Genomic DNA, 24997 nt, shown 5'->3' with positions numbered 1-24997 from the left:
AAATGAAATTTTTTATTGACACAGCAAATTTAGATCAAATAACAGAAGCAGAAGCTTTAGGTGTTTTAGATGGTGTTACTACAAATCCATCTTTAATGGCAAAAGAAGGAATTACAGGAAAAGAAAATATAATACAACATTACAAAGATATTTGTGAAATTGTTGCTGGTGATGTAAGTGCAGAAGTTATTTCTACAGATTTTGATGGAATGATTAAAGAAGGAGAAGAACTTGCTAAATTACATCCTCAAATTGTGGTAAAATTACCAATGATAAAAGATGGAATTAAAGCTTGTAAATATTTTTCTGATAAAGGAATTAGAACAAATGTTACGTTAGTTTTTTCTGCAGGACAAGCTTTATTAGCTGCAAAAGCTGGTGCAACTTACGTTTCTCCTTTTTTAGGAAGGTTAGATGATATTTCTACAGATGGATTACATCTAATTTCAGAAATAAGACAAATTTATGATAACTATATGTTTGAAACTCAAATTTTAGCAGCCTCTATTCGTCATACTATGCACGTTATAGATTGCGCAAAAATTGGTGCAAATGTAATGACAGGACCTTTGTCATCTATAACAGGATTATTAAAACATCCTTTAACAGATATAGGTTTAGCTAAGTTTTTAGAAGATTATAAAAAAGGAAACTAATTTTGGAAACTATTATCTAGACAAAATAAATTCTGTACATCCAAGAAGATCTTAGGTTGTACAGAATTTTTTGTATCTCTATATCGTGAAATTAAGGATTTAAAAGATAATTTAGATATGAGGAAAGGATGAAGATTTCTTTTTTATCAAATAGGCATATTTACTTTTTGGAAGCCCACTTGTGCCTTTTTTTATGGCAGATTACAATGATAAAAAATTTTGAAATTGGTAAAGCAATCAACCTAACAGAAGGAAAAGGATTAAGAATTGTTGCCATTGTACATTTAGTTTTAGAATTTTTACAAACATCAGAAGTTTTAGAAGAATAAGCTATTTCTATAGAAGTATGACGTTTATAATTAGCTCTTTAGGTGAAGTAATTATATTAAAATCAGCTGCTAAACACATTGTATTTGCTACTGAAGAATATATATTAAGAGGTTTGGGAGAAAGAATTGCTAAAAATTTACCTATAAACACACCTACTCCACAAGAATTTGTTGGCACAAAAGATACGTTTTGAGAATCTGGAACTCCTGAGCAGTTAATGGGAAAATATGGTCTAAATTCAAGTTAGATAGTTGAAGCTGTTAAAAAGTTATTAAAGGAAGGATGTATAGGTATTTTAAAATTATTTACAATTTTAAATCTTTACGCAATTGGTTGCAGTATTTTTTGTGTATTTGATTTATTATTAACTATTTATCTTATTTATCATAAAAAAAAATACTTTTATTAACCTTATTTAAAGCTCTTTCTTATAACTTTAGAGCTCAAACATTATCAAATGCTCAATGGGTAGGGTGCAGTTGTATCAAGTGATACACAATTTTTTGTTTATGTAGATTTTACTGGAGAAATTTCAGATAATACTATGGAATGAAAAATTAAAACAGCAAGCGAGTATGGAGGAGTAGATTTTATTTTTTCAAAGTATGTTCAAATCACTCATAAAAATGAAACTATTTAGAGTAAACTGAATTTGTTGTACCCATAAAAAAACCGTAACAAATAAATGTTACGGTTTTAGTACTGAAGGCGGGACTTGAACCCGCACGGCCATTACTGACCACTGGATTTTAAGTCCAGCGTGTCTACCAATTCCACCACTTCAGCATGAAATTTTATAAAAGGTTTAGAGCGAAAGACGGGATTTGAACCCGCGACCCCCACCTTGGCAAGGTGATGCTCTACCCCTGAGCTACTTTCGCAGTCTTATTTTTATGAACGTATTGCTCTTTATTTCTTAGAGCGATGCAAATATAAGAAGTTTTCTATATCTGGCAAACACTTTTTGTTTTTTTTAATTTAATTTTTATTAATCTCTTTTATTTAAGAAAAATTTATATTTTAAATATTTTGTTACCAATTGTTTATCTGATATTCTATTCTCAAACAACTTTCAAATTGCAATTTTATTTATTTAAATAACTTACGTATATTTGGTAAACCAATTTGGTAAACCAAATATTAATTAAAAATAATGCTCAAAAGATGCTTATAAGTTATTTGTTTGATAATTTGGTTTACTTTTTGTTTAATATAATAATCTTATGAAAAAAACAATATTAATAGTTGTCGTTTTTATTTCTTTAATATCTTTTAAAATAAATGCTCAAGAACTTTTAGTTTGTGACATTTTAGAATATAACAAAGCAATAAAGTCTGCTAATGCTGGTAGTACAATTATATTAAAAAATGGAATTTGGAAAGACGTTGAGCTTAATGCATATGGCTATGGAACAGAAGATAATCCAATTATTGTAAAGGCAGAAACTGATGGAGGAGTAATTATTTCTGGAAATTCTACTTTAAATATATATGGTGAATATGTAATTGTAAGCGGTTTATGGTTTAAAGACGGAATGTCTTCTTACAAATCTGTTGTTCAATTTAGAAAAAATTCAAAAGAATTTGCAAATAATTGTCGTTTTACAAACTCAACAATTTCTTATTATCAGGTTGAGGATGGCATTAATGATCATTGGGTTGACATTTGGGGGAAAAATAATAGAATAGATCATAATAATTTTACAGGAAAAACAAGTCCTGGTACTACACTTGTGGTTTGGTTAAAAGGTGATGAACATACAGAGAATAATCATAAAATTGATAATAATTTGTTTGGACCAAGACCAGAATTAGGAACAAATGGTGGAGAAACCATAAGGATAGGTACAAGTACAAATTCTAAAAAGTCATCTAAAACATTAGTAGAAAGAAACATTTTTGAAGGTTGTGATGGAGAAATAGAAATCATATCAAACAAGTCTGGGGATAATATCTTTAGAGATAATTTATTTGTGGGTAGTAAAGGAGCTTTAACTTTAAGACATGGAGATAATGCTTTAGTGGAAAGAAATGTTTTTCTCGGAAATGGAGTGTCTAAAACAGGCGGAATTAGAGTAATTAATTCTGGACATATTATCAGAAATAATTTAATGATCGGTTTATTAGGAGATGGTTATAGAGGGCCAATTGTACTAATGAATGGTGTGCCTAACTCGTCTTTAAATAGATATGAGCAAGTTAAAAATGTAGATATTCAAAATAATACAATTATTAATTCTGGGCCAATTTCATTTGGAGAAGGCAAAGACGATGAGAAATCGCTAGCTCCCACAAATGTTAATTTTGCTAATAATTTGGTATTTAATAATTCATCTAATACAAATGTAATTTTTGTTGATGAAACAGCTAACATCAGCTTTAATAATAATTATATTGATGCAAATGGAGCTTATGATAAAGGTTTTAAAAACACTAAAATAATGTTTAAAGACCTTCAAAATGTTCCTATACCAACAGTAGATAATTCAGATTTATTGGTTGCATCAAAAAGCGCTAAAAGCCCAGAAGAAGATATTAATGGTTCAGTAAGAACAACTTTTAATGCAGGTGCTTTTAATTTAGATGCTACAGATGTACCCAAAGCTTTAAAATTAAGAGCAGGTCCAGGTTGGAAACCAGAAATTGTTGCGCCTGTTATTAAAGCTGAACATATTATTGTTGAACCTGGAACAGAAACTTTAAGAAAAGCCATTAGTAAAGCTGCATCAGGTTCTACTATTGTATTACAAACAGGTGAATATATTCTTGAGAAAACGATTAAAATCGATAAAAATATTACCATTAAAGGTGATAAAGGAGGAGCATCAATCTTAACAGCAATGAAAGATTTGGAGAAACCAATCAGTTACTTTTTTAGGGTGAATGAAGGCGTAAAATTTTCTTTGAACGATGTTATTATAGATGGCGAAATTTCTAGTCCAAAATATGCCATTGTTTCACCAGATAAAAATGAAGGAGGCCTTTACAGTATTTTTGTGGATCATGTAGTTTTTAAAAATTTCACCAATAAAGATGGAGGAGCAATTTTTAAAGCATATAATGGTACAAAAGCAGATACATTAAGTTTTAAAAATTCGAGATTTGATAATAGTTATAGAGGTTTAAACTTGTCTTATGATAAAGACCAAGTTGGTTTTTATAATGCTAATATTATCATTTTAGAGAATTCAGTTTTTAAAGATATTGAAGAAGAGGCTGTAAGTTATGTTAGAAACACTCCTTTAGAAGATATTCCTGGAGGAAAGCTGGTGGTAACAAACTGTGTATTTAGTTCTGTAAATAATCAAGAAAAAGGGAAGTTCTTAAAAACAACTGGAATTTACGCAGTTGAGATTACGAACTCTGTTTTTGAAAACAGTTACAAACAAAAAGCACCTTTAGATTTAAAAGGAAGTTATAATTTTATCTCAAATTGTTTGATTCACAATAGTGGATTTGTAAAAACTTCAAAAGGGGCAAAAGATAATAACTTAATTTATAATAATCCAAAATGGGATGATGATGTTCTTTTTATCCCTAGTAAAAAATCGCCTTTATTAAAGGAGAATAATAATAAAGAAAGAATTGGATTAAAACAGTAATTTAATAGTTTATGATAATAAAAATCAGGTTTTAAAACCTGATTTTTTTTGTTTGGTAAAAAGTCAATTAGTTCCTTTAAAGTTTCGATTTAAAATCAGAGCTTCTAAAATTTTATCTCTTTAATTTTCTTTTACTTTAATGGATGTTTTTTAATCGGTGTTTCTAACATTTCCTAGCTTGGTCATTTGATAAACTTTATATGCGTACTCTATATCACGAAAAACATCAATATGTATAGAGCAATTATATATTATATTTTTTATATCGGTGATGTTAAATAAAATAAATCTTAGAAAAAAGTAATCATTCAAACTTTGTATAGCTTATTCAAAAATTCCTTATCAAATACAAGATCTTAAGACTAATTCTTTTTGAGTGTTATTTATATCAAAAGAACAACTTCATTTAAAATTTAATTTGGGATTTTTATAAAAAAAGGACTACAACTTTAATAAGTTGTAGTCCCAAAATATAAAACTAATTCAAATTATATTTAATTATTAATACCCATCATTTTGTGTAATTACTCCACGAGTTGCTAAAATTTCTGAAACTGGAATTGGAAATAATAAATAATCAGGATTTGTAAAATTTAACTCAGATTGTGCAGTACCAATTCTAACTAAATCAAACCATCTGTGACCTTCAAAAGCCAATTCTAATCTTCTTTCATTTGCAATTGCTGTTGCTACTGCTGCTTTTGTAGTTGCAGTTGTGTTAGATAAACCTGCTCTCTTTCTAATTTTATTTAATTCTGTTATTGCTGCAGGTGTACTTCCGTTTTCGTTTAAAGCTTCTGCATACAATAAAATCATATCAGCTAATCTAATTTCAATCCAATCATGTTCTGGACCTAAACCTCCATCTTTTGGAAATTTAACAGCTGTTAATCCGTCTGCACTTATAGTTACAGCTCTTCTTAAATCAGTATTTCCAGTTGCATCACTAGCATCAAAAGCTGCATTTAAATCTGCATCTACAGGAAAATCAGATTTTGAATCATCACCAACAAACCAGTTCCAAAAATCTGATGCAGGTGAATATTCATCTACAATAGAACTTGAAATTTGTGTTGCATAGATAATCTCTGAGTTACCAACTTCATTAGCAGCACCAAAAACTTCACTAAAATTTGTTTTTAAACTTATGCCTGCTGCTGAAGCACCACTTACTACTGATGCAAGGATTGGTTGAGCACTTCCATAATTACCCATAGTGGCATATACTTTTCCTAATAAACTTTGAGCAGCCATTTTTGAGGCTCTACCAGTGGTTAATCCGTTATTATTTAAAGTAGCTATTGCATCATTTAAATCTTCAATAACAATATTATTATAAACATCTACTGCAGGTTGTCTTGCAAAAATTGAAGTATCTGTTGTGCTTGGTGTCGCAGATAAATTAACAGGAACAGCACCAAAAACTTTTACTAATTTGAAGTAAGATAAAGCTCTTAAAAATTTTGCTTCGCCAACTTCTGTAGCATCTGTAGAATTTTCTATTACGTTATTTGCACTTAAAATACACTTATAAAGTTGTGAGTAAAAAGGACGAAAAAACTGATCTTCCATCGTTGTTAAACCATTATCAAACTCATCAAACTCTGTATATGGTGGTTCAAACATAAATGCGTTATCAGCTCTAAAATCTCCCATTATTGCTAAGGGTGTAACAGTACCTAATTGATAAAAATATGCAGCATTTAAAACTCCTTCATAATCTGTTAAAGAGTTTGCACTTGCTAAATTTTCTGGAGATTGATCCAAATCTGTTGAACATGCCGTTATTAAAAATACGGACATACATAATATATATAGTTTTTTCATTTTTATTTATTTAGAAATTAATATTTAAACCAAGGGTAAAACTTCTTACAATTGGACTTGCACCTACTTGTGCACCATAAGTTGTTGGGCCTAAATAATCACCACCAGATGTTTGAACACCTTCTGGGTTATAAGATGTATAATTATCTGCCATTAGATATAATAAATTAGTTGCTGCACCATATAATCTTACAGAGCTTAATCCTATTTTATTAGCAATATCATCATCAATAGTATAACCAATTGTTAGGTTTCTTAAAGCTACATAAGAAGCATCTTGAATTGTAGCATCTGTTTGATTTCTGTTACGTTCATAATGAAGTCCATTATGATCTGCAATACCATCATTATTAGCATCAAAACTGTCTACTAATCTACCACCCCATTGTGAGTTGTAGTATAAAGGATCTATATTATAAACCTCTGCTCCATGAGATCCTTGAAATTGCATAGACATATCAAAATTCTTATAACTAAAGTTTTGAGTCATACCCCAATAAAAATCTGGTGTATTTTGACCTATTTTAACTAAGTCTCCACCATCTTCAACAGATTTTGTTCTGTCAATAATACCATCACCATTTTGATCTACGACATAAGATTCTCCAGAATTATTATTAGGACTTCTTGTACCATCTTCTAAGTACAACATTTCTACTTGTCCTGTAGTTTCTAATCCCCACATTTCACCAATTCCTCCACCAACATAATTTCTAAATACAGCACCTCTTCCACTTTGACCAAAAATGCTTTGTGGCAATTCATCTAAACCACCTAAATCTGTAATTTCTGTATTTACTGTAGATAGGTTTGCAGCCATATTCCATGAGAAATTATCGTTTCTATAGATGTTTGCAGATAATTCAAATTCTAAACCAGAACTTCTAACATCACCAGAATTAAGAACTAAAGAAGAGGTTCCTAATACTTCTGAAACACTTTGATTAATTAAGATATCTTCAATATCAGATGTATAATAATCTACTCCTAACGTAAGGCGATTGTTGAAAAATCCAAAATCGATACCATAGTTTGTTTCTGTATTTGTTTGCCAAGTTAAATCTGGGTTTGCTACATTATTTGGTATTAAAAAACCTGTTCCATTTATTGTTGGTGAAGGATCTAATAAACTCAAAGCATCATAAGAACCTAAGAAAGATGTTGTTCCTAAAGAACCTTTACTGAACCTTAATTTTAATTTACTTAATACATCATTATCTGTTAAAAAAGATTCTTTATGAACATTCCAACCTAAAGATACTGCAGGAAATGTTGCATACTTTTTGTTTGTACCAAATCTAGAATCACCATCTCTTCTTACAGAAACCGATACTAAATATTTATCATCATAAGCATAATTAACTCTTCCAAAAACACTTTCTCTAACTCTTTTTTCATCTCTTTCAGTTACCTGAATATCTGCTGGACTAAAAAGATTATAATTTAAGATAGCATTATCTGGCACATTTGAGCCATCTAAACGAGTTCCATTAAATGAAGTTTGTTGAAATTCTACACCAGCAACAGCAGCTATTTCGTGTTTCCCAATTATTTTAGAATAATTTAAAGTAGATTCACTTAAAACAGTAGTTACTTTTAAATCTGTTTGATCCATATATGTTTGAGAACTTCTAGCTCTAGAATCAAAACCAAGTAATCTATGTTCATAGTATTGTGTGTCTCTGTAATCTCCTCCTAAAACAGTTTTAACTTTTAAACCATCAATAATTTGATATTCTAAATAAGAACTTACGTTTCCGAAAAATGTTTTTTCATAACGTTCAGTATTTTCTAACTTTGCAGCAGGACCAGCATCTCCAGAACCACCAATACCATTATTAGCTCTACCATAATGCCAATCTTGAGCAGCCATACCAGGCTCTAAAGTATAAATACTATTTGCTTCGTAACCAGAACCTTGATATCCATTATCAAAACCAGCAAGACCTAATGCCTGTGCTTGTGCATCTAATCCTTGCACAAAAGCTATTGATTCAGCAGTGTGATATATTGGAGATACAGGTGTAGCTCTTAATAAATCTCTCATGTCATGTCCTAAAATATCTCTATCAGATGTAAAACCATTAAAGCTTATTCCTGCCTTAAATTTATCACCTAATTTAGCATCAACATTTAAACGTGCGTTTAATCTTTCAAAACCTTGTGTAATTACAACACCTTCTGCATTTTGATAACCTACAGATGCAAAAACACTTACATCTTCTGAACCTCCACTAACGCTAAAATCATGACTATTAGTTATACCATTTTGAAAAAGCCAATCTTCTGGACTTATAGAACCTGGAGAATTTTCGTAAGCTGATAATCTATACTCTACAAAAGCTGGATCAATTTGAGTAAGATCCCAATTACCAGCAGCAATTTCTGCTCTTGAGTGTGCAGCCCATTCTTGACCTGATTTAAGAATATTATCTCTGTATTTACTTGAAATACTTACAAATGTATTATAACTAAATTTTGCTTTACCAGATTTTCCTTTTTTAGTAGTTATTAAAATAACACCATTTGCTCCTCTAGATCCATAAATAGCAGCAGAAGCAGCATCTTTTAATACTTCTAAACTTTGAATATCATTAGAGTTAACTGTTTCAATACCTCCAGATATAGGGAAACCATCTACCACAATTAAAGGATTTGATGCTCCTGATATAGAGGAAGCAGCTCTAATTTGAATTTTAGGTGCAGCACCTGGAGAACCATCTTGATTCTGAATTAAAACTCCAGGTAATTTTCCTGCTAAAGCTTCATCAACTCTAGCAGCTTGAATAGCAGCAAGTGCACCACCTTCAATTTTTGCGATAGCTCCTGTAAGATGTGATTTTTTACGAGTACCATAACCAACAACAACAATTTCATCTAATTGACTAGCATCTTCTATTAGAGTTACATTTATAATAGATTGGCCATTAACAGCTATTTCTTGAGTTTTAAATCCTAAATAACTAAAAATTAAAATATCGTCTGCTTTTTTAGTTGTAATTGTATAATTACCATCAAAATCGGATGTTGTTCCTATATTTGTTCCTTTAACTTGAATAGTGACCTCTGGTATACCTCCAGTATTGTCCTTTACTATCCCAGTAATTTCTTGTTGAGAATAAGCAAAAAGAGATGCTAATAAAAATAAGCATGTACTAATTTGTTTAATGAATTTGTTTTTCGACATAATTTTAATTTAAACGGTTTTTGGTTTTCCAGATTGGTTAACCAGATTGGTTTTCCAAATATACGATTATATTTAAATTAACAAAATTTTAATAGTAATTTTAACATATTGATAATCAGTTATATATAATATATTTTTTTAAAAAATAAGATAATCCTATGTTTTAAGAGGTAATTTTAGGTTAATTCTACATATTTTTAGGTTAAAATAATTGCTGTCTATTTTTACTATACTGACTGATTTAAGGGTTACTTGTAATCTTTAGAGAGATATTGCAAGCTGCATTGAAGTTTTATTTGTAAATCATTTTCATTTTTGTGTTTATAATTCTTGATATAAATAATGTATATTTGAAAACCTAAATTGGTTAACCAATTATATTATTATGAAAAATTTACTCTTTATACTTTCGTTTATTCTGTTCTTTTATCAATCTGTATTTACTCAAACTTTGTTATCTGCAGATGGCACAACAGATACATATACATTAATAAATTCGGTTTTGGCAAATCCCAATAGAGATGTTGTAGAGGTCCCAGATTGTAATCATAATGATTTTGGAAAACACATTACGCAAGATTTTGATAACCAATTAAACAAAAATGTTTTCTTATTTCATATTCATGTAACTCCAGATAATGATCGTTGTAAAGCAGGTGTAAATGACAGACAGCGAAATGAGATTAAAACCTATGGAGATTCTCCAGAAAATTTAATCGCTAGAAATGGGGAAACTGTCCAGTATAAATGGAAATTTAAACTATCTGATACTTTTAAACCAAGTGCTAGTTTTACGCATATTCATCAAATAAAATCTGTGGAAGGTCCTTATGCCTCTATTCCAATGATTTCTTTTACGTTAAGAAAATCAAATCCAGACAAGTTAGAGTTAAGGTATACTGCAACTGCAAACCAAGAAACAATAGCCACTGCAAATTTAGATTTGTTTAGAGGAAATTGGGTTTCAGTTACAGAAACCATTAATTTCAGTGACAATGGGAGCTATGCTTTAGAAATTAAAAATATTGCTACCAATCAAATTATTTTAAATTACAATGCAACCAATAAAGATATGTGGCAAGATGGAGCTGATTTTTCGCGTCCAAAATGGGGCATTTACAGAAGTTTAAATAACAAGCAAGATTTACAAGACGAAATTGTAAAGTTTGCGGATTTTAGTATTGAAGAAAATCCAAAAACGCTTTCTACAGGCATTAATATAGATGTATTAAAGGCGAAAGCAGAAAATATTTTGTTGTATCCAAATCCTTCTTCTAACGAAGTAGAATTTAAAAATGCCAATTCAGATAGTTATGATACTATTGAAATGTATGATTATGCTGGTCGTAAAATGTCAATTGATAAAAAACTAAATAATGATAAATTAAACGTTTCTGGTTTTTCTAAAGGATTATATTTTATCGTTTTTAAGAAAGATACAATTACTGCTAAAGTTTTAAAATGTTATGTGAAATGATTTTTTAGTTGATAAAACTATCAATAACTTTCATCACTTCTAAGCCTTCTTTTACAGTACAAGGATTTTCAGTTTTCTTTAAAAAGTAATTTACAGTAGCTTCTATCATGGGTTGTTGAATGTTTTTAGGATTTGTAAACTTAAAAACCTCATTCTTTTCATCCGAAGTTAAAATTACTTTTTCGCCATAAAAAGAAAAGGTAATTGAGCCTTTTGTTCCGTAAATTTTGCATTCGTCTTTGGTTTCTCTTTCGTTGGCGTTAAAATTCCAAATACCTCTAAACTGCACACCATTTTTAAAGTTGATAATTCCGTTTACAAGATCATCTACCTTATTATTTTTTGAGGAATGAGAAAAACCTGTAGAGTCTTCAATTTCGCCAAAATAATAATACATTAAATCTATTTGATGAGGTGCAATGTCATTAAAATAGCCACCACCAGAAATTGCTGGTTTTAAACGCCAATGATCTTCAGTTTTGGTAATGATATCATTTTCATTCGATTGTAAAATTTGAATATCAGCAAAAATTATATTACCAATAATATTTGAATCTATAAGTTCTTTTACTTTTAAAAATGGAAGCAGCTTTCTCCTATAATGTGCAACAACAATTGTATCGTTTTTAGAAACAATTTTGTTTAATGCTGAAGCTTCTTCTGCATTTAAAGTCATTGGTTTTTCAAGGTAAATTAGCTTTTTTGCAGCCAAACATTTTTTAGCAATTTCTAAATGTGTGGAAGGTGGAGTTGCAATATACACTGCATTTATTTCTTTATTGGCTAATAAATCATCAATAGAATCATACCAAAAAGGAACCTTGTGTCGTTCTGCAAAATCTTTTGCTTTTTCAGCATTTCTTCTCATTACAGCAATTAAATTCGAGTTTTCTACTTTCTGAAAAGCAGGACCACTTTTAACTTCTGCAACATCTCCAGCACCAATTATTCCCCAATTTATTGTGTTCATTTTTATGATTTAGCTTTTATGATGAATTAGCTTTATGATTATTTTTAATACGATAAAGATAAAAATTAAAGAGAAATCTGTTAGCAATTAATTGATGATATTTATACTTTGTCAAAAAAACGTTTTCAAATTCAACTATTTACAGATAAATTTTATAAGATTACAAAAAGGTTTTTAGATAGATATTTTCTAAATCCAAATTTAGTTCCTATATTTGGTAAACCAAATTGGTAAACCAGTTTAATTCTAACTCATTTTATGCAAAAAACGTTCCTACTTTTAAGTGCTATTTTATTTTTTATTTCTTGTGATAAAACAGCAACAAATACAATTCATGTAAGTAATTCATCAGAATTAATAGATGTTGCAAAAAAGGCAAAAGCAGGAGATCATATTATAATTAAGAACGGAACATATAAAAACATAGCACTTCAATTTATTGGAGAAGGTACTGAGGAGAATCCCATAAACTTAAGTGCAGAAACTGCTGGACAAGTTTTTTTAGAGGGCACATCGAGTTTAGAAATTAGCGGAAATTACCTAAATGTAAGTGGCTTGTTTTTTAGAAATGGTTACTCACCTAAAGATAATGTAATTGCATTTAGAACAGGTTCTAAAAAAGTAGCAAATAACAGTACTGTAAGTAATTGTGTTATTTTAGATTATAATAGTTTAGAAAGAGATCAAGACAATCTTTGGGTGCAATTTTATGGAAAACACAATGTTTTACAAAATTGTTATTTAGCAGGTAAAACAAATGGAGGGCCAACTGTTAGAGTAGATTTAAAAGGAAACCAAAGTATTAGAAATTACCATAAAATTGTAAATAATCATTTTGGACCAAGACCCAGAAAAGGAGGTGCAAGAGGAGAAACAATTCAGTTAGGAAGTAGTTTTACGTCCATGAGTCCAAGCAATACGTTAATTGCGAATAATTTATTCGAAGAATGTAATGGAGAAGTAGAAATTATATCGAGCAAAACCAATTTTAACATCATAAAAAATAATGTGTTTTACAAAAGTGAAGGTTCTGTAGTTACAAGACATGGAAATTATGTGACTATAGATGGCAATTATTTTATAGGTGATGGAATTAACGATCAATTTGGTGGTATTAGAATTATAAACACAGGTCATTGGGTTACAAATAACCTGTTTTATAAGATAAAAGGTAAGAATTTTAGAAGTCCGATTGCAATAATGAATGGAATTCCAAAATCGCCCTTAAACAGATACAATCAAGTTACAGATGTTGTGGTTGCTTATAATACATTTGTAGATTCAGATTCGCCTTTTCAATTTGGTGTAGGTACAAATATTACACAAGCTGCTGTTTTGCCAAAATCGGAAATTCGTTCTGCAAGGCCTTTAAGAACTGAAGTTGTTAATAATGTAATCTATAATTCTAAAGGTGATGCAAACCCAATTATTGAGCATGATAAAGCTGATGGAGTAACTTTTAAAAGCAATATTATAGACAATAATGGTGTTGAAATTAAAAATGCACATGGTTTAATTACTAAAGATTTAACGTTAACAGATATTGGTTCCAATATTGCTGTTCCAACAACTGGTTTTGCTGATGTTGAAGTATATAAAGGTTTCGATTTTGAAGTGATTTCGAATGATTTATTAGGGAATTCTAGAAGCAAATCAAATCAAATTGGTGCGATTTTAAATGTTGAGAATATCAATTTAGATGTATTAGATAAAACTAAATATGGTGCGAATTGGTTTTCTAATGAAGTTGATAAAAAAGAAGCAACAACTCATAAAGTTACAAATGCTGATGAATTAATTACTAAATTAAAAGCTGCAGAAAGTGGCGATATTATTGATTTAGGTTTGGGTCTATATCAAGTAGATACATCTTTAATTATTGATAAATCAATTACTATAAAAAGTTCAGGAGATGGAAAAGCTCAAATCGTTTTTTCAGGAATGGAAAACACACCTTTGTTCGAATTAAATCCTTATGGAAAATTAAAAATTGAAAAAGTAATTTTAAAAGGAAACAATAACAACTATCTTTTTGCAACATTGAAAAAGAAAATGTCAAATCACTTTGGATTAACAGTTAACTATTGTGAAATCAGCAATTTTAAGTATGCTTTAAAAGTTTATAAACAATCTTTTGCAGAAAGAATCACATTCGAAGCTACTTCAATTACAAACTGTGAAAATGGTCTAGAATTATCTGAAGAAACAAATGATAGAGGAGATTATAACACAGAATATTTAACGATAGATGGTTGTACGTTTAATAATGTAGAACAAAACGTGGTTGATTATTATAGAGGTGGTTATGATGAGTCTACCATTGGTGGAAATCTTTTAATTACCAACTCCACATTTATGAATTCTGGAGCATCAGAAGAAAACAGCAGACTCTTAAATCATAATGGAATTCACAATGTAAATATCAATAATAATACTTTTAAAAATAATAAAGTTGAGTTTGTTTCTATTCTTTGGGGTGCAAAAAATAATGTGGAATCTAACAACACAATCATTAATTCTGGGAAAATTAAAACCGAAGAAAATTTAGTGCAAAAATTGATGTATTAAATATTTAAGATCAAAAAAATCAACTTAAAATGAAGAAAACAATATTCGTAATTACAGTATTTTTAGCAATTTTAGGTTGTAAAAATAATTCAGAAGTTAAAACAGATACAAGTTCAAATAAAGTAATACCTGTAAAATATCCAAGTTATGTTTTACCATCTTTAAATGAATGGAAAATTCTTTTAGGTGATGGGACTTATGTTGACAGTTTAGAAAATTATCAAAAAGAAGATTTTTTTTATGTTGAAAATGAAGATAATGTTGATTGGGTTGTTTATAAAACTCCAAATTCTGGGATAACATCAAGAACATCAAGCAATACAAGAACAGAATTAGGGCAAAAAAAACATTGGATTCCTGATGTTGGTGGTAAATTAACAGGAACCTTAAAAGTACAGCAGGTGTCTACAACTGGAGATGCCAATATTGCATCATCTTTTTCAGTAGTAATTGGTCAAATTCATAGTGATGAAGGTCATGAAAATGAACCATTAAAAATTTATTACAAAAAATTTCCTGGTCATACAAAAGGTGCCGTTTTTTGGAATTATGAAATTAATACGAAAGGAGATAATGCTGGTAGATGGGATTTTTCTACCAAAGTTTGGGGTTATGACTTTGCATATCTTGGAGAAAATGCAACAGCATATCCAGAAGAACCAAAAGATGGAATTGAATTAGGAGAAGAATTTAGTTATGAAGTAAATATTTATAAAGGAATTATGTATTTAACTTTTGCCAGTAAAAATCATGAAACTGTAAAATTCACAAAAAGTTTAATCAAATCTGATTTTGCTTCAAAAAAAGACATTCCTCAACAAGTTATAGATAATTATTCAGCAAAAAGAAAAGTTACTGAAGAAAGAGAAATAGCGTATGCAGGTGAAATTAATTACTTTAAACAAGGAGCTTATAACCAAGCAAATATAAAAACAGGTTCTAAAACTTTTGAAGGTGATATTGCAAAACAATATGCAAATGGCAGCTATACAGAAGTTTGGTTTAGAGAAAGTTCTTTAGGAGAAGGAACAGCACCAAAAAACAACAAATTTTGAATAATGTAATTTTTATTATAGGAGTTTCAGGTTGTGGAAAAAGTACAATTGGTAAATTATTAGCAAAAGAATTACAAATTCCTTTTTTTGATGGCGATGATTTTCATTCGGAAAGTAACATCAAAAAAATGTCTCAAGGAAATGCTTTAAATGATGATGATAGGCAAGGTTGGTTAGAAACTTTAAACAGTTTAGCAAAAGAAGAAATAAAAAAAAATAGTTGTGTTATTGTAAGTTCTGCACTAAAACAAAAATATAGAACTATTTTAAACAACAATATTCAGCACCATTCAAAATGGATCTATTTATCTGGAACTTTTAATCAGATTTTAGAAAGATTACATAGTAGATCTCATCATTTTATGCCAGCAGCATTGCTAAAATCTCAATTCGATATTTTAGAAGAACCAAAAAATGCTTATAAAATAGATATTAGTTTATCACCAAAAAAAATCATTAACATTATTAAAAAAGATTTCATGAAAACTTCTGAAATAGGATTATTTGGCTTAGGAGTAATGGGTAAAAGTTTGTGTAGAAATTTAGCCAACAATGGTTTTAAAATTTCTATGTTTAATAGACATGTACCAAATATTGAAGAAAATATTGCTAAAAATTTTAAAGAAACTCATCCAGAATTATCTAATTCAGAGGCGTTTGATGATATAGCAGCCTTTGTAAATTCTTTACAACAGCCCAGAAAAATTATGCTGATGGTAAATGCTGGTAAAACTATAGATTTTGTGATCGAAGATTTACTACCTCATTTATCAGAAAATGATATTTTAATTGATGGTGGAAACTCTAATTATAAAGAAACTCAAAAGCGTTTAGAATATTTAAATACCAAGAATATCCATTTTATTGGAACAGGAGTTTCTGGAGGTGAAGAAGGAGCATTAAAAGGACCATCAATTATGCCAAGTGGAGATTTAGAAGCCTATAATAATGTAAAACCATATTTAGAAAAAATAGCTGCAAAAGACCTTAATAATTTGCCTTGTTGTACCTATGTTGGCCCAGAAGGAAGTGGTCATTTTATAAAAATGGTACACAATGGAATTGAATATGTAGAGATGCAATTATTGGCTGAAGTTTGCACAATATTAGAAAAACTAGGTCAAAATCCAGATGAAATTGCAGCTACTTTAGAAAGCTGGAAATTAACTGCAAATAGTTATTTACTAGAAATTACAGTAGATATTTTTAGGAAAAAAGAAGGTGAAGATTGGTTAGTACATAAAATTTTAGACAAAGCAGGTAATAAAGGTACAGGAAACTGGACAACCATTGCTTCTGCAGAATTAGGTTTGCCAAGTACTTTAATAGCTTCTGCTTTATTTTCAAGATATACTTCATTTTTTAAAGAAGAAAGAATTCAACTTCATGAAAATTTTGAATTTAAAAATTCTCTAGAATTAAATATAACAGTTGAGAATGTTTTAGAAGCGTATCAATTCGCAAGAATTATAAATCATTATCAAGGTTTTAAATTGATTCATGAAGCTTCAAATGCCTACAAATGGAATTTGAATTTAAGTGAAATTGCAAGAATCTGGACAAATGGATGCATTATTAGATCTTCTCTAATGCAAAATCTTGTGGAAGTTTTTAAAGATTCAAGCAATATTTTAACCGATTCAAAAATTGAAAAACAACTAAAAGAATATAAATCATCAACAAAAAAAGTAGTTTCTGAATGTGTTTTAAATGATGTTACAATTCCTGCTTTAAGTGAAGCTGTTCAGTTTTTTAACGCAATTACCACTGCAAATTTATCAGCAAATATAATTCAAGCACAAAGAGATTATTTTGGAGCACATACCTATAAAAGAATCGATGATACCTCTGATAAGAGCTATCATACCAAATGGAAATAAAACTTAATAATCTTACACCAACTGCTAAAACATAACACTATGGAAGTAACTGCGTCTAAAAAATCTTTACTAAAAAAAATAATTTTAATTGTATTAGGTTTTGGACCGGGAATTTTCGCAATTGGTTATACAATTGGTACAGGTAGTGTAACTTCTATGCTTGTTGCTGGTAGTACTTATGGAATGCAACTTTTATGGGTATTATTTTTAAGTTGCCTTTTTTCTGGAATTTTAATATTCGCTTATGGGAATTACGCATTAATAACAGGAGAAACAGCGCTTTATAGTTTTAAAAAACATATTAAGGGAGGTAAAATACTGGCTATTTTTATCATAATTGGGGTTTCTATTGGTCAATGGGGTTCACTTATGGGTATTTTGACTATATCATCTAACATGCTTTTTGAAATTTTTGCAATGAATTTTGAAGGGGTTAGAAGTTATCAATATGAAACAGTACTAATTATTGCAATTGCTGTTATAGCAATTTTTTATTCAATAATGTTGGTAGGTAAGTACTCCTTTTTCGAAAAAATACTGGTTATATTCGTTACTTTCATGGGGTTATCTTTTATTATATCCTTATTTTTTGTACATCCATTACCATCAGAAGCTTTAGAAGGATTTATCCCTAGAATTCCTCAAGTACCTGGAGGTAAAATGATGGTAGCAGCATTTGTGGGTACAACTATGGCTGCAGCAACATTTTTATCTAGACCATTATTTGTAAAAGGTAAAGAATGGGGAATTAAAGATTTAAAAAAACAACGTAAAGACGCTATTACTGCAGCAATATTAGTATTTATTATTAGTGGAGCAATTATGGCAGTTGCAAGTGGAGCTTTGTTTCACCAAGGAAATCCAGTAGAAAGCGTTTTAGATATGGCTAAGCCTTTAGAGCCAATTGCAGGAAGTTTTGCAGTTGCAATTTTCTTTTTTGGAACACTTAGTGCAGGTTTATCTTCAATTTTTCCTTGTTTATTAATTGCACCTTTAATGATTGCAGATTACCAATCTGGTAAATTAGATACCACTTCAAAGCAATTTAAAATAATTACAGCAATTGCTTGTTTAGTCGCTTTAATTGGTCCTGCTTTTTTTGGAGGAAAACCAATTCTAGTTCAAATTTTATCGCAAGTATTTAATGTGTTTGTTTTACCTGTTGTTGTTCTTGGAATTATTCTTTTATTGAATAATAAAAAGTTAATGAAAGGATATAAAACAAGTCTGTTTGTTAACATTGGTTTGTATACAGCATTATTGTTTTCTTGTATAATTTCTTACAATGGAATTTTAGGTTTATTAGAGGGCTTTTAAAATTAATTACCTACATAAATAGTAAGATAAATTCATAAAAAAATAATAAAATATCTATCATAAAAATAATTAAAAATGAAAAAATTAAACTTCAGAATTGGATTGAAACTAGTATTTCTTGGTATTTTATTATCAATTTGTAGTTGTAAAAAAACGAATGAATCAACAAAGGAAGAATCATCAAAAGAAGAAGTTTCAAAAATAGTTTATGCTAGTGATGTTATTCCCTTTTTTGATGACTGGAAATTAATTTTAGGTGATGGATCAAATGCAGGAATTGCCAATAATTTTGAAAACAAAGATTTCTTTTATACTACAAATGATGAAGAAGGAAATTGGGTTGTTTTTAAAGCTCCAAATGGTGGAGATACACATGGAACATCAAACAATACAAGAACAGAATTGGCGCAATCAAAAAAATGGTATCCAAAAACAGCGAATGATAAGTTAACAGCTACCTTAAAAGTAATGAATGTTTCTGCTACTGGAGATGCTAGAGTTGCAGCTTCTCATGCTGTAGTTGTAGGTCAGATTCATAGTGCAGATAAACACGAAAACGAACCGCTAAAAATATTTTATAAAAAGTTTCCTGGACATACAAAAGGATCTGTTTTTTGGCATTATGAGATAAATACTTTAGGAGATGATAATTCTGGAAGATGGGATTTTTCATCAGCAGTTTGGGGAAATGATTTTTCTGTGGTTGGTAAAGAAGCAAATACATATCCTGAAGAACCTAAAGATGGTATTCTTTTAGGAGAAGAGTTTAGTTATGAAATAGAAGTAAAAGACGGAATTATGAACTTAAAATTCACAAGCAAAAATCATGAAACCAGAACATTTACTAAAAATTTAATCAAATCTGAATACACAACCAAGCAAAACATATCTGAACAAACTAAAAAATTATTTTTTCCAATTGGTCAAGATGGAGTAGAAAGAGAAAATGCATATTTAGGAGAAGGATGTTTTTTTAAATTAGGTTGTTATAATCAAACCAATGGAAAATCTCCAGAAATAAATAAAAATTGGTGTTCGGGTGCTGAAACTCATAATGGAGATCTTAAAAAACAATATGCAGATGGTAATTATGCTGAAGTTTGGTTTAAAACTGCAAGTATTTCTGTAAGTGAAAATGCGGTTTCCAATAATGGATATTTCACTAAAAACGATTAAATTAATTAGACAATAAAATGATAAACAAGAATAAATTAGAAGGTAAAAAAGTTTTAATAACTGCAGGTGCTCAGGGAATTGGAGAATCTATCACCAAACATTTTATAGATAGTGGTTCTAATGTTGCTATCCATTATTTTTCAAGTGCCGAAAATGCAAATAAATTAGTAGCCTATGCAAAAAGCAAAGGTCAGAAAGCTGTTGCTATTTCAGGTGATTTAACAATAGAAGCAAATGCAAATACTTTAGTTGCTAAAACAATAGAAGCTTTTGGTAGTTTAGATATCTTAATTAACAATGCTGGTTCATTGGTTGCACGTAAATTACTAAGTGAATTAGAAGCAGATTTTTGGCATAAAGTTATGGATATCAATCTTACTTCCATGCAATTTGTAACAAGAGCTGCAGCTCCTTATTTAGCTAAAAATACTAATAGTAGTATTGTAAATTTAGCATCACTAGCAGGTAGAAAAGGAGGTCATCCAGGTTCTTTAGCATACGCAACAAGTAAAGGTGCTATATTAACTTATACACGTGCACTTTCTACAGAATTAGGCCCAAAAGGCACTAGAGTTAATGCTGTTGCTCCTGGCCTTATTTTAGGAACGTCATTTCATAATACACATACAACCAAAGAATCTGCAAATGAAACAATTTTAGGAATTCCATTAGAAAGAGCAGGAAATGCAGCAGATGTTGCTAGAGCAGTTTTATTCCTTGCTTCAGAATATAATGGTTTTATAACAGGTGCTACTTTAGATATTAATGGAGGTGTTTATAATATGTAGGTATACTTTTTAAACGTATTCAAAATTTAAGAAAAGAATCTTTTTTATATCTATTTACTCTTATCAAATATTTTAATCGACTAATAATTAAAATATTAAATAAAGTTTTTAAAATCAAAAATTTATTGTATGTTTGGTAAACCAATTTGGTAAACCAATTTGGTTTTGCAGATTCATATTAATTTTAACTTTTCTAAAATCAAATACTTATGAAAAAAACATTACTTTTTATCGCATTAATTGCAAGTTCAGCATTTTTTGCGCAAACCAATCTTGTTCTTAATGGAACTTGTGAAGATCACACAGGAGATGTTAATGATAATTCCGATTCTTGGGATATGTCTCCTCCCTCTACATTAAAGAGTAATGATGAGACTCCTATTGATATTGATAGTCCATACAGTATTATTTGGAATAATTCGGTTTTAGATACGTGGCTTAATGAAGCTTTTAATGATGATAGTGAACAACCTGGTTCTACAAGTGATGGTGCTTATGTTAATGGTGTAAAAACAAGGGGTGTTAAATTAAGTGAAGCTAGTCGTCGTTTATATCAGAAAATAGTAGTTGTTCCAGGCACTGAATATACTTTCAAGATTGATTCACGTTCAGAGGCAGAACAAAATGTAAATCTAGAAAATATCAATTCTGAAGTATTTATTTTAAATACAGAAATTGAAAATGAAACTGGTCTTAGTGAAAATAGTGATAGTGTTGATGCTTATGTTAAAATCACAAATGATTTTTCTACTAATAAAGAAGTGTTTGCTACAACTGATTTTACCTTTACAGCAACCACAAATACAGTTGTAATTTACGTTAGATCATTAGCATCTATTGATAATGCAAGTGAGGTTTTTTATGATAATATATGGCTTTATGTAACGAATGATGAAGGAGATGAAGGAGATGAAGGTGAAGTTGGTGAAGAAGGAGATGAGCTTGTTTTAAATGGTACTGGAGATGAAAATGTTGAAAGTGAAAACGCAGGTGCTTTTGATATGACTCCTAGCTCAGATATAGATGATGGTAGTGGTAATGATATACCTAGTCCTTATAGAGCTCTTTGGTATAATGATACTTTAGATGGTTGGCTTAATGATAATTGTGGAGATAGTGATGAACAACCTGGTTCTACAAGTGATGGTCAGTTAGATGAAAATTTTGAAAAAACGAGAGCATTTAAGTTGTATGAATCTTGTCGTCGTTTATATCAGAAAATAGCAGTTACTCCAGGAGTTACATACAATTTTAGTGTGGAAACACGTGCAGAGAAAGGTGAAGAAGATGATAATAATGTAATAGAAGTTAATAATTTAGAAGTATATATTTTAAATACAGAAATTGAAGATGAAAATGGTCTTACAGGAGCTGTAGGTGGTTTTGTGGATCATTATGTTAACATAATAGATCATCTTAATAATAGTAAGCCATCTCAAGGAAACAATACATTTACAAAAACTGAATTTAGTTTTACAGCAACCACAAGTACAGTTGTAATTTATATGAGAGCACCATTGGCTACTAGTTCTGCTTATGATGTTTACGTAGATAATGTATCTCTTAAAGCAGCAGCTGTAGCATCTGTTGCAAATGTTTTTGCAGATAATATTACAATTTATCCAAATCCTGTAACTAACTTTATCAATATTTCAACTACAGAAAAAATCTCTAATGTAGAAGTTTATAATATTGTAGGGAAAAGAGTTTTATCAATTAAAAATTTAGAAAATAATCAAGTAGATATTTCAAATTTAGCATCTGGAATGTATATGTTAAGATTAACAAACGGAACTGCTGTTGCAACTAAAAAAATTATGAAGCAGTAATTAAGATATCTAATTTCTAAAATAAGAACTCATGCAAGTGGGTTCTTATTTTTTTAAAATACAATAAAAAATGAAAAAATTTCAAGCACTTTTATTTCTAGTATTAATTACTTTTTCTTGTACAAATAAAAAAGAAGAAGTTTTGGTTTCTGTTGATGATCAACAACATCCAAACTTAATATTAACCACTAAAAGTGTTGCTGAAATTAAAAATCAATTAGGGTCAATTCCTTTGTTTGATGAAACTTTAAAAGTTGCCAAACAAGAAGTAGATGCTGCAATTGCAATTGGTATAGATGTGCCAATGCCTAAAGATATGGCTGGTGGTTATACACATACTCAGCACAAATTAAATTATGCAAACATGCAAAAAGCTGGTGTTTTATTTCAGCTTTTAGGTGACGAAAAATATGCAGTTTACGTTAGAGATATGTTGTTGGAATATGCAAAAATATTCCCAACATTTAAAACGCACCCAGAACAAAGAAGTTATGCAACAGGTAAATTTTTCTGGCAATGTTTAAACGATTCTAATTGGTTAACTTATACAAGTCAGGCTTATGATTGTATTTATTCTTGGTTGCCAAAAGAACAATCAGACTATTTAAATGAAAATTTATTTAAACCTTATGCTGATTTTTTATCCGTAGAAAACCCAAAATATTTTAACAGAGTGCACAACCATTCAACTTGGGGAAATGTTGCTGTTGGTATGATTGGCTTGGTAATGGATGATGAGGAATTAATAAACAGAGCTTTATATGGTTTAGAAAAAAGCGATGTAGATTTAACTGAAAAAGATAATGATGGTGGTTTTATTTTTGATAAAGATGGCAAAGCAGGTTTTTTAGCAAATGTAGATTCTCCTTTTTCTCCTGACGGATTTTACACAGAAGGTCCTTATTATCAAAGATATGCAATGTATCCTTTTTTAATTTTTGCAGAAGCACTTCAAAATAAAAAACCAGATTTAAAGATTTTTGAATATAAAAACGGCGTTTTAATAAAAGCTGTGGATGCTCTATTGAATTTAACAGATGCAAATGGCGAATTTTTTCCATTAAATGATGGTCAAAAAGGAATGTCTTACTATACTCCTTCTTTAATTTCTGCAGTAGATATTGCTTATTATTATGGAAGTCAAGATGCAAGATTATTGTCTGTTGCCAAAAAACAAGGTGCTGTTCAACTAGATGCAACTGGTTTAAAAGTTGCTTTGGCTTTAAAAAATGGCGAAGAAAAACCATTTATAAAACAATCTATGGAATTGTCTGATGGCTCAAAAGGCGATGAAGGTGGCATAGGAATTTTACGCTATAATAATGAAGACCAAACAATGGCTTTGGTTTACAAATATGCAGCACAAGGTTTAAGTCATGGACATTATGATAAATTATCTTTTTCTATGTACGAAAATGGTAATGAAGTTTTACAAGATTATGGTTTATCAAGATTTGTAAATGTGGAACAAAAAAATGGTGGAGGTTATTTAAAAGAGAATAAAACCTACGCAAAACATACAATTGCACACAATACAATTACACAAAATGAAATTTCTCATTTTGATTTTGATTTTGAAACTGGAAGCAAAAATCATCCAGAAAAATATGTTTTTGATGTTGCTGATAAAAATTTTCAAATTGTAAGCGCGAAGGAAAAAAACGCATATCCTGGAACTGAAATGCACAGAACTTTTATCATGATAAAAGAGGATAGTTTAGCAAAACCTTTTATTGTTGATATCAATAAAGTACAATCCAACAAAAAAAATCAATACGATTTACCTTTCCATTATTTTGGACAAATAATTTCTACAAGTTTTACATATAGTGTTCCAAAAACCTTATCAACGTTAGGAGATAAATTTGGATATAATCATATTTGGAAAGAAGGTTCTGGAACTGCAAATGCAGAAAGCATTCAATTTACATGGTTAGATAATAGACGCTTTTATACTTTAACAGCAGCAACCAATAAAGAGGATGAACTAATTTTAGCAAGAGTTGGTGCTAATGATCCTGAATTTAATTTAAGAAAAGATCCTTCAATTATCATCAGAAAAAAGAATACTCAAAATACGGTATATGCATCAATTATAGAATCTCATGGAATATATGATCCTGTAAAAGAAGTTGCAGAAAATGCCTACAGTAATTTTAAAAATATAAAAGTTTTAAGTGATGATGCCAATTATACTGCATTAAAAGTTCAATTTAAAAATGATAATGAGAAAACAATAATTTTATCAAACTTAAATACAGATAAAAACAAAACACACACAGTAACTATCAATGGGAATACTTATTCTTGGGAAGGTTTTTACTACTATAAATAA

At 29.6% G+C, this 24997-nt stretch carries 16 protein-coding genes and 2 tRNA genes; 13 read left to right on the top strand and 5 right to left on the bottom strand.

Annotated features, from left to right (window positions below; all coding sequences use genetic code 11):
• Positions 1 to 2 precede the first annotated feature (2 nt).
• The 3 genes from fsa to LPB03_RS16625 all read left to right on the top strand — a co-directional run bounded on the left by fsa (position 3) and on the right by LPB03_RS16625 (position 1179).
• Positions 3 to 656, top strand: coding sequence for a fructose-6-phosphate aldolase (fsa, locus tag LPB03_RS09685; RefSeq protein ID WP_065319423.1), 654 nt, complete (start codon positions 3 to 5; stop codon positions 654 to 656).
• Between the two features lie 206 nt (positions 657 to 862).
• The gene (locus LPB03_RS16895; protein ID WP_262502073.1) at positions 863 to 985 is read left to right on the top strand and encodes a hypothetical protein; all 123 of its coding nucleotides are present in this window, start codon (positions 863 to 865) and stop codon (positions 983 to 985) included.
• A 17-nt stretch (positions 986 to 1002) separates the two neighbouring features.
• Positions 1003 to 1179 (top strand): hypothetical protein, encoded by a 177-nt coding sequence (locus LPB03_RS16625; protein ID WP_157579357.1) that lies wholly within the window; start codon positions 1003 to 1005, stop codon positions 1177 to 1179.
• Positions 1180 to 1686: 507 nt separating this feature from the next.
• Here LPB03_RS16625 and LPB03_RS09680 read toward each other — a convergent pair.
• Both LPB03_RS09680 and LPB03_RS09675 read right to left on the bottom strand, forming a co-directional pair.
• Positions 1687 to 1772: transfer RNA gene (locus LPB03_RS09680), tRNA-Leu, on the bottom strand.
• A gap of 23 nt (positions 1773 to 1795) precedes the next feature.
• Positions 1796 to 1867, bottom strand: a tRNA-Gly gene (locus LPB03_RS09675).
• 342 nt (positions 1868 to 2209) lie between these two features.
• On the opposite strand from LPB03_RS09675, the gene LPB03_RS09670 reads away from it, so the two are divergent.
• Positions 2210 to 4588, top strand: a complete 2379-nt coding sequence (locus LPB03_RS09670) for a polysaccharide lyase 6 family protein (protein ID WP_065319422.1) — start codon at positions 2210 to 2212, stop codon at positions 4586 to 4588.
• 501 nt (positions 4589 to 5089) lie between these two features.
• On the opposite strand, the gene LPB03_RS09665 is transcribed toward LPB03_RS09670, so the two are convergent.
• Positions 5090 to 6391, bottom strand: coding sequence for a RagB/SusD family nutrient uptake outer membrane protein (locus LPB03_RS09665; RefSeq protein WP_231953085.1), 1302 nt, complete (start codon positions 6389 to 6391; stop codon positions 5090 to 5092).
• Between the two features lie 34 nt (positions 6392 to 6425).
• The gene (locus tag LPB03_RS09660) at positions 6426 to 9602 is read right to left on the bottom strand and encodes a SusC/RagA family TonB-linked outer membrane protein (RefSeq protein WP_065319420.1); all 3177 of its coding nucleotides are present in this window, start codon (positions 9600 to 9602) and stop codon (positions 6426 to 6428) included.
• 385 nt (positions 9603 to 9987) lie between these two features.
• On the opposite strand from LPB03_RS09660, the gene LPB03_RS09655 reads away from it, so the two are divergent.
• Positions 9988 to 11079, top strand: a complete 1092-nt coding sequence (locus LPB03_RS09655) for a T9SS type A sorting domain-containing protein (protein WP_065319419.1) — start codon at positions 9988 to 9990, stop codon at positions 11077 to 11079.
• Between the two features lie 4 nt (positions 11080 to 11083).
• Here LPB03_RS09655 and LPB03_RS09650 read toward each other — a convergent pair whose 3' ends face one another.
• On the bottom strand, positions 11084 to 12049 hold the full coding sequence (locus LPB03_RS09650; protein ID WP_065319418.1) for a Gfo/Idh/MocA family protein: 966 nt from the start codon (positions 12047 to 12049) through the stop codon (positions 11084 to 11086).
• Positions 12050 to 12307: 258 nt separating this feature from the next.
• Here LPB03_RS09650 and LPB03_RS09645 point away from each other — a divergent pair, with 258 nt between their 5' ends.
• The 8 genes from LPB03_RS09645 to LPB03_RS09610 all read left to right on the top strand — a co-directional run bounded on the left by LPB03_RS09645 (position 12308) and on the right by LPB03_RS09610 (position 24997).
• Positions 12308 to 14617 carry a chondroitinase-B domain-containing protein gene (locus LPB03_RS09645; RefSeq protein WP_065319417.1) on the top strand — a complete coding sequence of 770 codons (2310 nt, stop codon included), beginning with the start codon at positions 12308 to 12310 and terminating at the stop codon, positions 14615 to 14617.
• Between the two features lie 29 nt (positions 14618 to 14646).
• Entirely contained in the window at positions 14647 to 15672 is a 1026-nt protein-coding gene (locus LPB03_RS09640) for a polysaccharide lyase family 7 protein (RefSeq protein ID WP_065319416.1), read from the top strand.
• Positions 15669 to 17552 carry an NADP-dependent phosphogluconate dehydrogenase gene (gene gnd / locus LPB03_RS09635; RefSeq protein ID WP_065319415.1) on the top strand — a complete coding sequence of 628 codons (1884 nt, stop codon included), beginning with the start codon at positions 15669 to 15671 and terminating at the stop codon, positions 17550 to 17552. The genes LPB03_RS09640 and gnd overlap by 4 nt, the downstream gene beginning before the upstream one ends.
• Positions 17553 to 17591: 39 nt before the next feature.
• Positions 17592 to 18869, top strand: coding sequence for an Nramp family divalent metal transporter (locus LPB03_RS09630; protein ID WP_065319414.1), 1278 nt, complete (start codon positions 17592 to 17594; stop codon positions 18867 to 18869).
• 75 nt (positions 18870 to 18944) lie between these two features.
• On the top strand, positions 18945 to 20045 hold the full coding sequence (locus LPB03_RS09625) for a polysaccharide lyase family 7 protein (protein ID WP_065319413.1): 1101 nt from the start codon (positions 18945 to 18947) through the stop codon (positions 20043 to 20045).
• A 17-nt stretch (positions 20046 to 20062) separates the two neighbouring features.
• Positions 20063 to 20833: an SDR family NAD(P)-dependent oxidoreductase gene (locus LPB03_RS09620; protein ID WP_065319412.1), complete on the top strand. Its 771-nt coding sequence runs from the start codon at positions 20063 to 20065 to the stop codon at positions 20831 to 20833.
• A gap of 209 nt (positions 20834 to 21042) precedes the next feature.
• Complete coding sequence (locus LPB03_RS09615) at positions 21043 to 22662, top strand: T9SS type A sorting domain-containing protein (RefSeq protein WP_065319411.1); 1620 nt, start codon at positions 21043 to 21045, stop codon at positions 22660 to 22662.
• A gap of 70 nt (positions 22663 to 22732) precedes the next feature.
• Entirely contained in the window at positions 22733 to 24997 is a 2265-nt protein-coding gene (locus LPB03_RS09610; protein ID WP_065319410.1) for an alginate lyase family protein, read from the top strand.

Source organism: Polaribacter vadi, assembly GCF_001761365.1.
Lineage (GTDB): Bacteria > Bacteroidota > Bacteroidia > Flavobacteriales > Flavobacteriaceae > Polaribacter > Polaribacter vadi.
The sequence above is the reverse complement of the archived record's forward strand: the minus strand, read 5'-3'. Positions and strand labels throughout refer to the sequence as shown.

Coding starts and splice junctions, on each gene's coding strand:
- fsa (WP_065319423.1), top strand. CDS start 3: ATGAAATTTTTTATTGACACAGCAAATTTAGATCAAATAACAGAAGCA.
- LPB03_RS16895 (WP_262502073.1), top strand. CDS start 863: ATGATAAAAAATTTTGAAATTGGTAAAGCAATCAACCTAACAGAAGGA.
- LPB03_RS16625 (WP_157579357.1), top strand. CDS start 1,003: ATGACGTTTATAATTAGCTCTTTAGGTGAAGTAATTATATTAAAATCA.
- LPB03_RS09670 (WP_065319422.1), top strand. CDS start 2,210: ATGAAAAAAACAATATTAATAGTTGTCGTTTTTATTTCTTTAATATCT.
- LPB03_RS09665 (WP_231953085.1), bottom strand. CDS start 6,391: ATGTCCGTATTTTTAATAACGGCATGTTCAACAGATTTGGATCAATCT.
- LPB03_RS09660 (WP_065319420.1), bottom strand. CDS start 9,602: ATGTCGAAAAACAAATTCATTAAACAAATTAGTACATGCTTATTTTTA.
- LPB03_RS09655 (WP_065319419.1), top strand. CDS start 9,988: ATGAAAAATTTACTCTTTATACTTTCGTTTATTCTGTTCTTTTATCAA.
- LPB03_RS09650 (WP_065319418.1), bottom strand. CDS start 12,049: ATGAACACAATAAATTGGGGAATAATTGGTGCTGGAGATGTTGCAGAA.
- LPB03_RS09645 (WP_065319417.1), top strand. CDS start 12,308: ATGCAAAAAACGTTCCTACTTTTAAGTGCTATTTTATTTTTTATTTCT.
- LPB03_RS09640 (WP_065319416.1), top strand. CDS start 14,647: ATGAAGAAAACAATATTCGTAATTACAGTATTTTTAGCAATTTTAGGT.
- LPB03_RS09630 (WP_065319414.1), top strand. CDS start 17,592: ATGGAAGTAACTGCGTCTAAAAAATCTTTACTAAAAAAAATAATTTTA.
- LPB03_RS09625 (WP_065319413.1), top strand. CDS start 18,945: ATGAAAAAATTAAACTTCAGAATTGGATTGAAACTAGTATTTCTTGGT.
- LPB03_RS09620 (WP_065319412.1), top strand. CDS start 20,063: ATGATAAACAAGAATAAATTAGAAGGTAAAAAAGTTTTAATAACTGCA.
- LPB03_RS09615 (WP_065319411.1), top strand. CDS start 21,043: ATGAAAAAAACATTACTTTTTATCGCATTAATTGCAAGTTCAGCATTT.
- LPB03_RS09610 (WP_065319410.1), top strand. CDS start 22,733: ATGAAAAAATTTCAAGCACTTTTATTTCTAGTATTAATTACTTTTTCT.